The organism is Coriobacteriaceae bacterium (assembly GCA_025992855.1).
In the GTDB taxonomy this organism is placed as follows: Bacteria; Actinomycetota; Coriobacteriia; order Coriobacteriales; family Coriobacteriaceae; genus Collinsella.
This window is the reverse complement of sequence record DAJPGB010000001.1, coordinates 1,966,273-1,981,213: the sequence shown is the minus strand read 5'-3', so window position 1 is coordinate 1,981,213 and position 14,941 is coordinate 1,966,273. Positions and strand designations below refer to the sequence as shown.

Annotated in this window: 11 protein-coding genes; 5 read left to right on the top strand and 6 right to left on the bottom strand. The window is 60.8% G+C overall.

Going from position 1 to position 14,941, the window contains the following annotated elements:
- Positions 1-43: 43 nt before the first annotated feature.
- From OIL88_08385 to OIL88_08360, 6 genes are all read right to left on the bottom strand, one after another.
- Complete coding sequence (locus OIL88_08385; GenBank protein HJI72376.1) at positions 44-517, bottom strand: hypothetical protein; 474 nt, start codon at positions 515-517, stop codon at positions 44-46.
- A 146-nt stretch (positions 518-663) separates the two neighbouring features.
- Complete coding sequence (locus OIL88_08380; protein HJI72375.1) at positions 664-933, bottom strand: metal-sensing transcriptional repressor; 270 nt, start codon at positions 931-933, stop codon at positions 664-666.
- A gap of 51 nt (positions 934-984) precedes the next feature.
- A complete protein-coding gene (locus tag OIL88_08375) occupies positions 985-1,206 on the bottom strand; it encodes a heavy-metal-associated domain-containing protein (GenBank protein HJI72374.1) in 222 nt (73 codons plus the stop codon).
- A gap of 147 nt (positions 1,207-1,353) precedes the next feature.
- Entirely contained in the window at positions 1,354-3,690 is a 2,337-nt protein-coding gene (locus OIL88_08370; protein HJI72373.1) for a heavy metal translocating P-type ATPase, read from the bottom strand.
- Positions 3,691-4,104: 414 nt separating this feature from the next.
- Positions 4,105-6,189: a DUF6273 domain-containing protein gene (locus tag OIL88_08365; protein HJI72372.1), complete on the bottom strand. Its 2,085-nt coding sequence runs from the start codon at positions 6,187-6,189 to the stop codon at positions 4,105-4,107.
- Positions 6,190-6,272: 83 nt separating this feature from the next.
- On the bottom strand, positions 6,273-7,322 hold the full coding sequence (locus tag OIL88_08360) for an FHA domain-containing protein (GenBank protein HJI72371.1): 1,050 nt from the start codon (positions 7,320-7,322) through the stop codon (positions 6,273-6,275).
- Positions 7,323-7,910: 588 nt separating this feature from the next.
- Between OIL88_08360 and OIL88_08355 the strand changes: the two genes are divergently transcribed.
- The 5 genes from OIL88_08355 (at position 7,911) to OIL88_08335 (ending at position 14,941) form a co-directional block, all read left to right on the top strand.
- Complete coding sequence (locus tag OIL88_08355; protein HJI72370.1) at positions 7,911-10,160, top strand: DEAD/DEAH box helicase; 2,250 nt, start codon at positions 7,911-7,913, stop codon at positions 10,158-10,160.
- A 683-nt stretch (positions 10,161-10,843) separates the two neighbouring features.
- On the top strand, positions 10,844-11,545 hold the full coding sequence (locus OIL88_08350) for a 4Fe-4S ferredoxin (GenBank protein ID HJI72369.1): 702 nt from the start codon (positions 10,844-10,846) through the stop codon (positions 11,543-11,545).
- A 294-nt stretch (positions 11,546-11,839) separates the two neighbouring features.
- Positions 11,840-12,352, top strand: a complete 513-nt coding sequence (locus OIL88_08345; GenBank protein HJI72368.1) for a PTS glucose transporter subunit IIA — start codon at positions 11,840-11,842, stop codon at positions 12,350-12,352.
- Positions 12,353-12,370: 18 nt separating this feature from the next.
- A complete protein-coding gene (locus OIL88_08340) occupies positions 12,371-13,225 on the top strand; it encodes a PRD domain-containing protein (GenBank protein HJI72367.1) in 855 nt (284 codons plus the stop codon).
- A 99-nt stretch (positions 13,226-13,324) separates the two neighbouring features.
- Positions 13,325-14,941: a PTS transporter subunit EIIC gene (locus tag OIL88_08335; GenBank protein HJI72366.1), complete on the top strand. Its 1,617-nt coding sequence runs from the start codon at positions 13,325-13,327 to the stop codon at positions 14,939-14,941.

Genomic DNA, 14,941 nt, shown 5'->3' with positions numbered 1-14,941 from the left:
TTTGGGACAAACAAACCTGATTAATTTGTCCCGCGTGCGGGCGCTAGGAGCGGGTTTCCATCTTAGCGTGGCACTTGGGGCAGGTGACGCGGATCTTGCCCTTGCCCTTGGGGACGGAGAGCATCTGGCCGCAGTTGGGGCACTTGAGGTATGCCGTGGTCTTGCGACCCTTCCACATCTTCTTGGCCGTGCGCTTGGCACGCTCAAAGTCTTCCTTGCTCGTTCCAGCTGCGCGCGAGGTGCTGGCCGCTGCAGTTCCACCGCCCAAGCTGGCGACGAACTTGCCCAAGCCGGGGACGTTCGCGGTCGCGGCGACAAAGGCCGCGTTTTCCTTGCGACGTGCGTCGATGTTTTTGGACAGGCCGCGCAGCACGCCAATCACGATCACGGCGATGGCGATCCAACTGAGCCACTGGATACGAGCCATCGAACCGATCATCGCGATGACGATGCCCGCAAAGCCCATAACGATGGTGAGTTCATCGGCACCATTGCGACCCTTCATAAAGTCATTCATGCAAATTGCCTTTCGTTCGATATGCTGCTCGCCTTTATACCCGATTTAGAGCAAGGGGGACAGGTTAATCTGCACCAAGGTGGTGCAAACGTACCTATCCCCGATACACCAAGATGGTGCAAAGCAGTCTGTCCCCAATGCCCCAATTACTTGGAGAGCTTGTCGACGACGCGTTCGATCTCGGCGAGCTTGGCGGCTTTGAGGTCTTCGTCGCCCGATTCGATTGCCGAAGTCACGCAGCCCTCGATATGCGCCTTGAGCACGTCGGCGTTGATGCGCGCAATGAGCGCCTGCGTTGCCATGAGCTGCGTGGAAATATCGACGCAGTAGCGGTCCTCCTCGACCATCCGCAGGATGCCGTCGATCTGACCGCGTGCCGTCTTGAGCATGCGGGTCACCGATTTATGGTCTGCCATCATGGCGGGTCCTCGTTTCTGGTCGATGGGGTCGAATGCTTCTGGTAGCTGCTACGCGGCGGTCACGGACAGGGCGTGGAACTTCTCGCCGGCGCCCTCGACAGCGGCGGCGAGCTGCTCGGCGGTCACGGTGTCGGCGCACTCCACCTGGACGGTCTGAGTCTCGTGATCCGCGTCGGCGTCGGTCACGCCGGCCACGTTGAGCAACGCCGTCTCGACGGTGGCGTCGCAGTGGCCGCACATGAGGCCGGAAGTCTTGATTGTGTATCGCATGGGTATTCCTCTCTGTTGTGTCGGCTTTCCCAGGTACCCGACCTTGACCTTCAAGCCGTCGCTCGCGTACCAAAGTGCGCGTCGCTCCTCTTTCAGGTCAATCTCTGGCACCTGGAAAACCCGTTCTAAATGGACGTAATGGTGAGCCTATTTTGCCACTTTAGGCTTAAAGGTTCGTAGGCGCAGAGCATTGCTTACGACGCACACGCTCGACAGGCTCATGGCCGCGGCGCCGAACATCGGCGAGAGCTGCCAACCGGTGAGGGGGGAGAACGCGCCCGCCGCCAGCGGAATGCCGATGCCGTTGTAGAACAGCGCCCAGAACAGGTCCTGCTTGATGTTGCGGATTGTGGCACGTGACAGCTCGATGGCACGGGCGACGTCCATGAGATTGCTGCGCATGAGTACCACGTCGGCGCCCTCCTTGGCGATGTCGGCGCCGGTGCCGATCGCAAGGCCCACGTCGGCGCGCGCCAGGGCGGGGGAGTCGTTGATGCCGTCGCCCACCATGGCGACCTTGCCGCCCGCGTCCTGCAGCTCGCGCACATGGCGCTCCTTGTCGGCGGGGAGGACGTCGGCGATGACCTGCTCGCTGCTCAGCCCCACGCGGCGGGCGATGGCCTCGGCCGTCACGCGGTTGTCGCCGGTGAGCATGCGCACGTCGACGCCGAGCTTGCGGAGCGCAGCGATGGCCTCGGCGCTCGTTTCTTTGACCTCGTCAGCCACGGCGATGATACCGACAAGCTCGCCGTTCTTGGCAAAGAACAGCGGTGTCTTGCCCTCGGCGGCAAACTGCTCGGCAAGACCCGCGGGCACGGTAACGCCCAACTCGTCCATCAGGCGCACGTTGCCGGCTGCGATGACATTCTGCCCCTCGCGTGCCGTAACGCCTCGTCCGGGCACGGCGGCAAAGTCCTCGACCATGCGCGCGACAATTCCGCGCGCCTCGCACTCGGCCATAATCGCCTCGGCCAGCGGGTGCTCGCTCGAGCGCTCCAGCGCGGCGGCCAGCTTGAGCAGCGCCTTTTCGCTCATGGCGGGCGAGCCGTCGGTGCGCGTGGCCACCTCAATGTCGGTTACAGCCGGCTTGCCGCGGGTGACGGTGCCCGTCTTATCGAGCACCACGGTGCCCACGCTGCGCAGGTTCTCCAGCGCCTCGGCGCTCTTAAACAGAATGCCCATCTCGGCGCCCTTGCCGGTGCCAACCATAATGGCGACGGGCGTGGCCAGGCCCAGCGCGCACGGACAACTGATCACCAGCACAGCCACGGCGGAGGTAAGCGCTTCGTTGATGCTTCCGGTCAGCACCATCCACGCCACAAAAGTTACGGCAGAGATTACAAACACCACGGGCACGAACACGCCGGCGACCTTGTCGGCCATGCGGGCGATGGGCGCCTTGGTGGCGTTGGCGTCCTCGACGAGCTGGATAATCTTGGCGAGCGACGTGTCGGCGCCCACACGCGTGGCGCGGAAGGTAAACGAGCCCGTGCGGTTGACCGTGGCCGCGTTGACGGTGGCACCGGCGGTCTTTTCCACGGGGATAGACTCGCCGGTGAGCGCACTCTCGTCCACGGCCGAGCTGCCCTCGAGCACCACGCCGTCAACGGGGATGGACTCTCCAGGGCGCACGCGCAGGACCTGGCCGGGAAGGATACTGTCGACGTCGACGGTGGTTTCGGTGCCGTCGTCGGCAACGACGGTCGCAGTCTTGGGTGCCAAGTCGATGAGCGCCTCGATGGCGCCGCCGGTCTTGGATTTGCTGCGTGTCTCGAGATATTTGCCTACGGTGACGAGCGACAGGATCGTGCCCGCACTCTCAAAATACAGGTTGTCCATGGCTGTCATCATGGCCTCGTGGACCTGTCCTGCGGCTAGTTGGTCGGCCATGATGAACATGGCGTAGAGCGACCAGGCGATGGACGCGGTGGCGCCGACGGCGATGAGGGCGTCCATGGTGGGCGCGCCGTGCGCGAGCGATTTAAACCCGTTGATAAAGTACGCGTCGTTGACGTAGACGATGGGGATGAGCAGGACGAGCTCGGTGAGGGCAAGCGTCATGCTGTGGGTGTGGTCGGTGAAGACGCCGGGCAGCGGCCAGCCGAGCATGTGCCCCATGCCTATATAGAACAGCGGGATGAGGAAGACGATCGAGACGATGAGGCGGGTGCGCATGGCGGAGGCGGCGGCCTCCAGCTTTTTGGTCGGCGACTCCATATGGGCGGCGCCAGACCTGGCCTGCGCGCTGCCGCCTGTGCCGACAGTGCCCGCGTCGACGGGTGAGGCCGAGTAGCCTGCGCGGTCGACGGCGGTGCAGATGTCGTCGGGGGAGACCTGCGCGGGGTCGTAGTCGACCATCATGGAACCGGCGAGCAGGTTGACCGCGACGCTTTGGACGCCGTCGAGTTTGCTCACGGCACGGTCCACGTGCGCTTGGCATGCGGCGCACGTCATGCCGTCCACATCGAATTTATCTTGAGCCATGGCTTCTCCTTTCTGTGACGTAGTGTCGGAAATGTTAACCAACCGATACTATACACCCATACCCCCTGGGGGTGTCTAATGGAGATGAAAATGTATGACATTCTGTTATTGGTCGAGGTGACAGCCAGTTCGGCGGACCGTAGCCAGTCTAATGTCTCAATCTGTAACATCTGGGGACCGTTTTGCCTGCTAGATGTTACAGATCGAGACAGACCGTCCGCGGTCAACTCAAACATCTCGATCTGTAACATCTGGACCGGTTTTTGACCCCTTACTGTTACAGATTGAGATGTTGTCTCGCAGGGTTGGGGTTTTGTCTCGTTCTGTAACATCTAGACCTGTATCTGCCGAGCTAGTGTTACAGATCGAGACAATTGCCGGGGAGGGGTCCCGTCACGGCAAGACGCCCGCCGCCTAGATACAGAACCCGGGGATCACACAGGTTAGCTTGTTTGGCTTTTCCGCAGGCGTTGCGTACGTAAAGACGTCGCCGTCGTGCCCCACGCGGTTCATATAGAGCGTGCCTTCGCTCTCCGATGTGTCGGGACTCACCGTTCGTTCCCACCAGCAGGTGTCCTTGCCCTTCCACTGGCGAACCAACGTCTCGTTCGTGGTATACGGACTTACCTTGAGCTCGCGGAAGAGTTGGTACTCCTTGCCCTCGCCGTTATAGATGTCGGCCAGGTAGTGAAAGTCCTTGGCAAACGAATTGGGCGGTTGCGTACCGCACAGCTCGACCATGGCGGGCAGCCAAAGGGTTGCGGGCAACTCGCTCAGACACGATGCACTGTTGGCGGCGCCAACGTTATTCGAGGTCTTCTTGACAGACTTGATGAGCGCGCGCAACTCGTTGGGCAGCAGCTTAAGGCCGTCGCTGTCGAGCCATTCCCGCAGCTCGCAATCTGCCCAGCCGGCGCTCGGCGGTTCAGCCGCAGCGTTGCGCTCGGCAATACCCGCGTCGAACATAAACGTCAGCCCGGCCTTGCCCGTCCCGTCCAGAAGCTCATCGTGACGGATGCCCACAAGCTGCGCGCCGACCTGTAGTCCGTTGGTGAGCGTGACACGCTTGGTGCACGGATAGGGGATATGCCCATCAGCGTCGAGCAGGTGGTAGCGCTTGGCAATCTCGCGTGCCTCGCTACGGGTCTCGGCGGCCTTAATCTTGAGCGAAATCTCCTGCAGCTGGTCCCAAGTGTAGTCGTCAAGCGAACCGCGGATGCCGTCCAGGTAGTCGGGGATGCCGAAGCCATGGGTTGCCGCGCCAACGACACCGAGCCCCGCAACGACCGCAACGACGCCGCCGATAATAAAGCGACGGCGGGTCATGGCGTCGTGCCGGGCCTGCTCCAGGATCTCTCGTGCGCGCTCGCCGGCGACGTCGACCTTAAGGTGCGTGCCAGAATCGATATCAATTGCGGCCTCGTCTCCTGCACCCTCGCGGTCCTCAGATTCTGCAGCGGGGAGGTATGTCGAGAGCACCTCGAGCATCTGCTGCTCGGTAGGGCGATCGCCCTGTTCGACCGAGATGCCTTTCATGATGATCTGGACGAGCGCTTTGTCGCCCTCGCAGCGCGGCTCGAGCGGCGCCGGCTTGGTCTTGGTCTTTATGAGGTAGAACGAGCCGGTCGCCGCGGCACCCGTCGACTCGACATCGAACGGTTTGCGACCGCTGTAGAGCTGGTACAGAATGCTCGAAAGCGCATAGACGTCGATCGCGGGCGAGCGGCGAAGGGCCGCGATGCCTTCGATATCCTGCGTGAGCATTTCGGGCGCGGCGTATGCGGGCGTGGCAAAGCGCCAGATGTCGGCGCGCCGGGTGATCGTGTCGTCGCCGAGAGCCATGGTCGCGGAGCCCATGTCGATGAGGCAGGGGTCAAAGGAACAATCAGCAATCTGCTGCTCGAGCGTTCGGCTGGTGGTGCGGAACATGATATTGGCAGGCGACAGGTCGCGATGGATGACCGGATTCACGAGGCCTTGGGCCATCAAGAGCGCACGAAGCACGGCGTTTCCGACGGCGGCGACCATCTGGGTGGTCAGCCCGCCCGAGGCGTCGTGCGGAAGCAGGGGCAGCGCCTGCTTGAGTGAGGTGCCCTCGACCCACTCCATGAGGATGAGCGGGTCGTCCTCGCATGAACCGTAGCCATAGACGCGCGGAAATCCGCGCAGGTACGAGACGGTACACAGATGACGGTACTCCTCAAACAGCGCAGCGGTGTTGGCCAGGTGCGCGGCCGATTGCTCGGCGGAGCGGTCGGGGGCTTGGCCGGAAAGGATGGCGTTGTCCTTGAGTAGCTTGACGGCAAAGACCTCGCCGCTCGTGTTGGTCGCGCGCAGCACGTGCCCGATGTTGCCGTTGTTGCGGTGGGCCGTCTGGAGAATAAGCGTCATAAACCGACGCTTGGCGTCGTCCTCGGCGCTGGGGTCGACCGCCACGGCGGTATCGAACGTATCGAGACGGATGAGTTTGTCGCCATAGGCGCTATCGGTAGTATCCATGGCGTTCCTTTGTCTGGCATGGGTTGCCGCGCGTACACGTGAGCAGTGCGGATATCGGTAAAGTACCATGATAGCCGCACTGCTCACGTGTACCGCTGAGTATTGTCGTTTACGACGCAGAAGGTAGAAGACGAAAGACGGACGGCGACCGTCTTCTGATCGCTGTCCGTGCTAGTCCACAATGACAAGGAATGTCGTGTAGAGACCCAGATGGAGCCTGTCGCTGTTGGCGATTTCCACGGGGGATAGACTTTGCCGGGTTCGCGTTGGTCGCGCGGCGGCTCAATCACAATATCGCCGTCGCCCGCGCCCGATTCGAGCACTGTGCCGTTGGTCGATCCAAGGCCCTGGGCGTACCAGTGCTCACCCTCGAGCCAAATGCGAAGATGCTCGCGCGAGGCGTCGGCGCCTACATCGGTGATGCTGGGCGAGGTTTTGGGCAAAGAACCAATCACGGTGCCGCGCGGATCGCGTGTGAGGGGATGGATTTGCATGTCGGCGCAGTTGTCGGCATGGGTTCTGAGCAGACCGAGGTTGGGAGCGACGGTGTGCGGCTGCTCCAGGCTGCTCATAAAGCCACGTCCGACGGTAGTTTCGGTGGTGCCAAAGTGCCCGCCCGTCTTGCTGTCGCAAAAGCGCTCGACGGTGGCCACGCCCTGAACGGGATCGGCGAGCGCCCCCGTTGCCACAAAGAGCATAAGGTAAAGCGTACTCTTCTCGCGCACGGCATTGCCGTCAAAGTTGTCGATGTGATTGAGGGCATTTGCATATAGGCGGCTGTCCAACTTGTAGCTGGCGAGAGCCGACATCATTTCGTTGGCGGCCGGGCCGCGATAGTGCTCGGCGATTGCCTGATAGGCGGACTCGCCGCCGCCGAGCTTGCTGCAGATTGCCGCGGAAAGATTGAGCGTGGTGACGGCAAAGTCGCTGTAGATGGCGGGCGCGCACTGGTCAGGCTCGCGATGGACGATGTAACGGGTGAGATACGAGCGGTTGGAAGAGCATTTCTCGAGCAGGGTACTGCCGAGATAAGAGTTTCCATTGATGAGCATTCGGGCGATCTCGAGATGTCTAAGACCGCCGAACGAGCGAATATCGTTATAGAGGACCGAGCAAGGTGTCTCTGCTGCCACGGATACCTCCTTTGATTGCTTCCTAGCCAATAAGGCGATAGGAATTAATGGCCCCCGGTGGGCGACGTATTAAATGGCTGCGCAATATGTAGCGTAACCAAAGCAACATTATAGGCCACATGTTCGAAATTGCAGGAAGACCGAGAGATTTGGTTTGGACTGGACGGAAATCCCCCTCTGTCTTGATCTATAACAATAAGGACCGATTTTACTCGGTAACTGTTACAGATTGAGACGTTTGTGAACCGTGTCGACCGTTTGTCTCGATCTGTAACACGTAGAGGAAGATTTGCCCCGTAACTGTTACAGATTGAGACAATCAGCCGGGCCCGCCTCGTCCGCCTCGTCATCTGTGGTTTACGTGGGGGCATGCAAAGCGCGGGTATACTAACCCACGGCGAATCTGCTCCATCGCTTAGAGCTGCTGCGTCTGGACGGCGCGTGATAGGGCTGCCAAAGCGATCGCCAGCGTGCTGAGCAACGTCCTCTCTGTGCGCACCCGTTTTTGTATGTATTAGCGCACTACCAAGCACGCCCGCGCGGCCGCATGCCGTGCCCATTGCGCGTGCAGATAAGGAACAACAACATATGCGTAATTCTGTGTCCGACGTCACCGACGCCGAGATCCTGGACGAGGCCCGCGAGGCCATGACCCAGGCTGCCTTCGATGCCGCCGATGAGGCAAATGCTGCCCAGGCCGTCGAGTCCGCTACCGAGAGCCTGCCCGCCTTTGACGAGCTGGGCCTCTCCGACGAGATGCTTCGCGCTATCGAGAACCTGGGCTACACGGCGCCGACGCCCGTGCAGGCCGGCTCGATCCCCGTGGTGCTCGAGGGCCGCGACCTGCTTGCCGCCGCTCAGACCGGCACCGGCAAGACGGCCGCCTTCTTGCTGCCGACCATGAACAACCTGGAGCACATCGCTCCGCCCAAGCCTGTGCGCGAGCGCAGCGGCCGCAACCGCCGTCGCGGCGCTAAAAAGCCCGAGGGCAACGGCCGCGGCCCCGTGATGCTCGTCATCACCCCCACGCGCGAGCTTGCCCAGCAGATCGACGAGGTCGCGAGCAAGATCGCCGACGTCACCGGTCATGTCGCCGTGACCGTCGTGGGCGGCGTGAGCTACAAGCCGCAGACCGCTGCCCTCAAGTACGGCTGCGACATCCTGGTCGCCACGCCGGGCCGTCTGGTCGATCTGATCGAGCAGGGCGCCTGCCACCTGGACGAGGTCAAGGTGCTGGTGCTCGACGAGGCCGACCGCATGCTCGACATGGGCTTTTTGCCCGCCGTCCGCCGCATTGTGCGCGAGACGCCGGCCGAGCGCCAGACGCTGCTGTTCTCGGCCACACTTGACGAGGAGGCTGTGGGCGAGATCACCGACCTGGTGAGCGACCCGGCTCGCGTGGAGATCGCACCGGCCACGTCGACCGCCGACACCGTCGACCAGTTTGTGTTCCCGGTGTCCATCGAGGCCAAGAACAACCTGTTGCCCGAGTTCCTCAAGAAGGAGGGTCCGGAGCGCACCATCGTCTTTATGCGTACCAAGCATCGCGCCGACAGCTGCTGCCGTCGTCTGGAGCGTAAGGGCATCAAGGCCGCCGCGATTCACGGCAACCGCAGCCAGGCCCAGCGCGAGCGCGCGCTTTCGGCCTTCCGCGACGGTACCGTCGACGTGTTGGTGGCAACCGACGTGCTTGCCCGCGGCATCGACATTAGCGACGTGCGCTACGTCGTGAACTTTGACGTGCCGGCCGAGCCGACCGACTACATCCACCGCATTGGCCGCACGGGCCGCGCCGGCGAGCTGGGCTGGGCCATTACGTTTGTGACCGAGCAGGACGTCGATGAGTTCTACGAGATTGAGAAGCTCATGGACAAGACCGCCGACATCTATGAGGCCGACGACCTGCACGTGGGTCCCAATCCGCCCGCGGTTGATCCCGAGCGCGACCCTGCGGCCTTTAAGGTGAAGAAGAAGACCAAGCGAGGCAAGTCCAAGAGCAAGAAGAAGCTTGAGCAGGCGCGTCGCGACGGCAAGCGCAACGGCGACGATTACGGTGATGTGGCCGGTCGTTCCAACCGCGGTCGTGACGAGCGTCGCGGCGACGGCGAGCGTCCGAGCCGTCCTAAGCGCGGCGGCAAGACCCGCGTGCGCGAGGGCGTTCAGGCTCGCGTAGACGAGGCTGTTGAGAGCGTGGCCCGCGAGGTAGCTGCCGAGGAGCGCGGCGGTGCCGCTGCCGTCGAGCAGGCCCCGCGCGGTAACCGTGCCGAGCGTCGTGCCAAGCAGTTCCAGGGCGAGGCACACCGCCGTCGTCGTGAGGACGAGGACCGTGGCGGCCGTCGTCGTGTCGAGCGCGAGGACGAGGGCCGCGGTCCGCGCGGTGGCAAGCGCGGTGCGGGCGACCGCCGTCGTTCCGGTCGTGATGACGAGCGCGGTGGCCGTGATGAGCGTCGCGGCGGCGAGGGTCGCGGTGAGCGAGGTGCCCGTGGCGGTGAGTCCCGTGGCGGCAAGCGCTTTGAAGAGCGCGGTAGCCGCGGCGGCGAGCGTCGCGAGGGTGCTCGCGGCAATGGCGGCCGCGGCGGCGCTGGTCGTTCTAACGAGTCGCGCGATCGTCGTGACCCGCGTGCCAGCCGTGATCGTCGCGATGACTGGCGCAACTACGACGATACCCGCGAAGAGCGTCGCGGCGGCTATCGTGGTGGTCGTGGCGGCAACCAGGCCGGCTCCCGTGGCGGCCGTGCCGGCGGTCGCGATAACCGTGGCAGCTACGGCAACAGCCGTGGCGGCAAGCGCGGTGGCAGCTCCCGTCGCCCCGGCGACGGCGGCGGCAAGCGCAAGTAAGATGCGCATCGCGCGCTAGCGTGAGACAAGCTAAGGGCCCGAGCAAATAACGCTCGGGCCCTTTTGTTTGCCGTGTCCATCGCTAATTCAAACGTGATGTTCTCGGGAATGCATCTGGGGGATGCTGAGGACCTATTTTCCGCCATGCAGCAATGGGTCCTATGGGGTGCGCCGTGCATTTTTTGGAGTATTCTGCAGTTCGAGTTGTCTGCATATGATTCGACGTCGCCAACGGTGGCCTTCGGATATCCCTAGCGAGCGTTCCGAGTCAGATTTCGCCGTTTTCCGGAGCAGGGGCGCGTCATTCTCGCCATGTCGGGACTTAAAATGATACGGCGCCCTACAGTTTTGCCCACCCGCGGCGGTGCTGGCGCGGTCACGTTGCAGAATACTCCGTTTTTTGCACGGGCCAGGATGGGGTACCTCAGGAGAACGCGGCGGTATCCAGTAAATATATGCAATCTGTACCGGGAATTATGCAAACCGAAAAGGCGGGCAGTATGGGTTGGTGTATCGGGCTGCCTAGCGCACCAAAACGGGGAGCTCCCCCCCCATGCGCCGTATACTCTGTCTGAATGTGAAAGCGGCTTGACGCGTTGCCAGGCGTAGGGGAGGGTGTCTCGATGAGCGTATTCGAAATTGTGTTTAGTCCGACGGGTGGAACGCGGAAGGTGTCTGGCCTTGTGGCCGGGGCACTGGGCAAGAATACCGTTACCGTCGATCTGACCGATAGCGGGCTAGATTTCAGCGCTGTCTCGATGACTGAGGACGACGTGGCCGTAATCTCTGTGCCGGCGTATGCCGGTAGAATCCCGGCTGTGGTGGCTGACCGGTTGGGCATGGTGCGCGGCAACGGGGCTCGGGCTGTTTTGGTTTGTGTATACGGAAACCGCGCGTTTGAGGACACGCTCGTAGAGCTGGAGGACGTTGCGAAGCATGCGGGATTCCGGGTGATCGCGGCAGTTGCGGCCATTGCAGAACATTCCATTGCGCGACAGTTTGCTGCCGGTCGTCCGGATGCGCAGGATGAGGCGCAGCTCGCAGAGTTTGCGCAGCAAATTCAGCAAAAGCTGTTGGCTGAGGATGCGTCCGAGCCCTCTATTCCCGGCAACCGTCCTTATAAACAAGCCGGAGGTCACCGCATGGCACCCGAGGCAACAGAGGATTGCGTCTCCTGCGGTGCATGCGCCGCGGCGTGCCCCGTTTGTGCTATCGACAAGGGTGACCCCAAACGAGCGGCTGGCGAGGCGTGCATCTCCTGCATGCGCTGCATTGCCGTATGTCCGCGAGGCGCTCGCAAGCTTGATCCCAACAAGCTATCCGCTGTTTCCCAGATGCTGAGCAAGGTTTGCGTCGTGCGGAAGGAATGCGAACTCTTCATCTAGCGCATACGAAATTGGTTCAAAGGGGTCAGAGCAAGGAGTGTCCCTGGGTGCCGGCAGAAAAGGAACGTCCCCAAGTGCTGCCTAAATACCGTTTATCGAAGAAAAAATACCGTTCGCCGGTCATAATGATTGTTCCGGCTTTGGGCTTGTCTACAATAGTTCGCGTAAAAAGAAATGCGGAAGGTTACCGAGTCCCTCGGACGTGGGCCTAACCAAAGTCTTTGAACGGATGTGTCTCTATGGACGCATTCGCTTGATTTTGGTTGGGCTATATTTATGAAGGGACATGCCACCATGGGTTTCTTTTCTCGCCTGATGGGCGGTTCGGATGAGCAGAAGACTGCAACTTCCGAGTTCGAAATCCTCGCTCCTGTTTCCGGCGAGCTTGTTCATCTAGAAAATACCAATGACCCCGCTTTTAGCAGCCGTGCCGTGGGCGATGGCGTTGCCGTGGTTCCCCAAGAGGGAACGGTGTGCGCTCCTGTTTCCGGTACCGTCGCGGCGCTGTTCCCGACCGAGCATGCACTGGGCATCATGTCCGACGACAGCTCTGCTCAGGTGATGCTGCATATCGGAATCGACACTGTTAAACTTGAGGGCAAGGGCTTCCATGCGCTTGTTGCCCAGGGTGACCATGTCGACGCGGGCCAGGCCCTCGTCGAGGTCGATTTCGACGCGGTCCGCGCCGCCGGCTTCGATCCCACGGTCTTCGTTATCGTGTGCGAGCGTTCGGAGAACTCGACTCTTCGTGAGCACGCTTCCGGCCCTGTTGCTGTTAAAGAGCCTGTCGTCTGGCTTTCCGAGTAAATTCTTGTGGTGGGTACCGTGGTTATCAAGCGAGTTTTTAACAACAACGTCGCAATGGTCACTTCGGACGATGGCTCCGAGCTCATCGTCATCGGTCGAGGCCTCTGCTTTGGCCGTCATGCCGGCGATGCCATCGACGAGGCGTCGATCGAAAAGACCTACGCGTTGCAGGAGGGAACTTCTCAGGATTCGCGTACGATTGACCGCTTGGCACATCTTTTGGAGTCCATCCCCACCGTCAACCTCGTGATTGCCGAGGACATTGTTCAGATGCTCCGTCGAGAGCTCAATGTTGATATCAACGACAAGATTCTCATTGCTCTCGCAGACCATATCAGCCTTGCTTTGGAGCGCGAGCGCAAGGGCGTCCCCTGCGAGAATCCGTTGCTGCTCGAGATCCAGCAGTTCTATCGCAAGGAGTATGCGCTTGCGGGCCGTGCGCTGCAGATTGTCAAGGAGTATATGGGCATCCAGATGAGCGAAGAAGAGCAGGGTTTTATTACGCTGCATATCGTCAACGCCACCATGCCGCAACGCTCCGACCGTCTCATCATCTCGGTCCAGCTTGTTCGCGACGTGCTCGCGATTGTTTCCGAGCGCTATGCTACGACCCTCGATGACACCTCGCTGCCCTATGAGCGTTTCGTCCGCTACCTGCAGTTTTTCGCACAGCGGGCGCTTGACCCCGCGGCCGGGCAGATCAATGACGATGCACTGTTCCGAATCGATGAAACAAAGTATCCGTGCGCGTTCTCGTGCGCGGACGCCATAGCCGCCCACTTGTCGTCTACCTATAACGTTGTCGTTACCGATGCCGAGAAGAGTTATCTCGCATATCACATTGTTAACCTGCTTGGAGAACCTGGTCTCTAGGCATAACGTGCCCACACATCGATTGATATAAGGCAGGGCTCACGGTCTTGTCTAGGGCACATCTGTCTTAATTTGCGGAAAAGGAAGGGGAGTACCGCTATGACCGCAAAAAAGAAGTTCAATTTCAAAGCGCCGTTGGAGGTGTTCGCGAAGTCAATCGTCCAGCCGATGATGTATCTCTCGGTTGCCGGCATTCTGCTCATCGTGGGCATTATTCTGACCAACAAGACCATTTGCGCCTTGATCCCCGTACTGGGCTCCGGTCCGTTCCAGCTTGTGGGCGCCGTTGTCTATCAGTCGCTGATGTTTATCATCAACAACCTCTCGATTCTGTTCTGCGTGGGCATCGCCGGCGCCATGGCAAAGAAGAACAAGGGCCATGCTTCGCTGATTGCCCTGATGTCGTTCTTCCTGTTCCTGCAGGCTAACAACATCGTGCTCAACGCCACCGGCTCTCTTGCCGAAGCGAGCGGCATGCTCGGTCTTACCGGAACCGGCCAGAGCACCGTTATGGGCATTCAGGTGCTCGATACCGGCGTGTTCGGCGGCATCATCCTTGGTTGCATCACCGGTGCCGTGTTCAACAAGTACTCGAACAAGCAGTTCCCCATTGCCCTTTCGATGTTCTCGGGCGTCCGCTTCCCGTTCCTGATTATGATCATCATTTCCTGGATCATGGGCGCTGGCTTCTGCATCGTTTGGCCTCCGGTTCAGGGTGCCATCTCCTCCGTTGCCGGCATCATTAAGGAGTCGGGCAACATCGGTCTGTTTATCTACGGCATGCTCAACAAGCTGCTCGTTCCCACCGGTCTGCACCACCTCATCTACACCCCGTTCCAGTTCTCCGATGTGGGTGGCACCCTGACGCTGGGTGATCAGGTTATTGCCGGCGCCTATCCCATCCGTGTTGCCGAGATGGCAATGACGGGTCAGCCCTTCTCCGATAGTACGTATTTCAACAGCTACACCTTCAACAACCTGTGGCCCTACATCGGTATCGGTCTCGCCTTTATCGTCACCGCTTACAAGGGGAACAAGGATAAGACCAAGGCCGTTATTATCCCGCTGATCATCACCGCCGTGCTCTCCTGCGTGACCGAGCCCATGGACTTCCTCTTTGTCTTTGCCGCTCCCGTGCTCTTTGTCGTTCACTCGGTTCTTTCCGGCATCTTCCTGGTCCTGCTCAAGGTCCTCTCCGTGCCCGCTTCGACTGCAGGCGGCATCATCAACATCGTGGTTTCCAACCTGGTCCTCGGTGTCGATAAGACCAACTGGCCGGTTATGCTGGTGCTTGGAGTCGTCAACGCCGCTCTGTACTTCTTCCTCTTCACCTTCCTTATCAAGAAGCTCAACCTCCACACGCCTGGTCGCGAGGAAGAGTCCGAGCTTGCCGAGTCCGTTGCCGAGGGCGAGGCCGCCGCGTCTGTCGCGGTGAAGCAGGGCGCTGTTGCCGCGGCTCCCGCAGAGGGCGTCGATGCAGGTATTGCCGACCTGGTCGCAGGTCTTGGTGGCAAGGACAACATCGAGGAGCTCGAGAACTGCTTTACGCGTCTCCGCGTGAACGTTAAGAACCCGGACCTCATCAATGAGGACCTCATCAACCACGTGCCCAACAGCGGCATCAACCGCAACGGCAATAATATCCAGATCATCTTTGGCATGAAGGTCGCCGAGATGCGCGACAAGGTCGAAAACGCAATTGAGAAGGAGCAGTAA

Coding starts and splice junctions, on each gene's coding strand:
- OIL88_08385 (HJI72376.1), bottom strand. CDS start 517: ATGAATGACTTTATGAAGGGTCGCAATGGTGCCGATGAACTCACCATC.
- OIL88_08380 (HJI72375.1), bottom strand. CDS start 933: ATGGCAGACCATAAATCGGTGACCCGCATGCTCAAGACGGCACGCGGT.
- OIL88_08375 (HJI72374.1), bottom strand. CDS start 1,206: ATGCGATACACAATCAAGACTTCCGGCCTCATGTGCGGCCACTGCGAC.
- OIL88_08370 (HJI72373.1), bottom strand. CDS start 3,690: ATGGCTCAAGATAAATTCGATGTGGACGGCATGACGTGCGCCGCATGC.
- OIL88_08365 (HJI72372.1), bottom strand. CDS start 6,189: ATGGATACTACCGATAGCGCCTATGGCGACAAACTCATCCGTCTCGAT.
- OIL88_08355 (HJI72370.1), top strand. CDS start 7,911: ATGCGTAATTCTGTGTCCGACGTCACCGACGCCGAGATCCTGGACGAG.
- OIL88_08345 (HJI72368.1), top strand. CDS start 11,840: ATGGGTTTCTTTTCTCGCCTGATGGGCGGTTCGGATGAGCAGAAGACT.
- OIL88_08335 (HJI72366.1), top strand. CDS start 13,325: ATGACCGCAAAAAAGAAGTTCAATTTCAAAGCGCCGTTGGAGGTGTTC.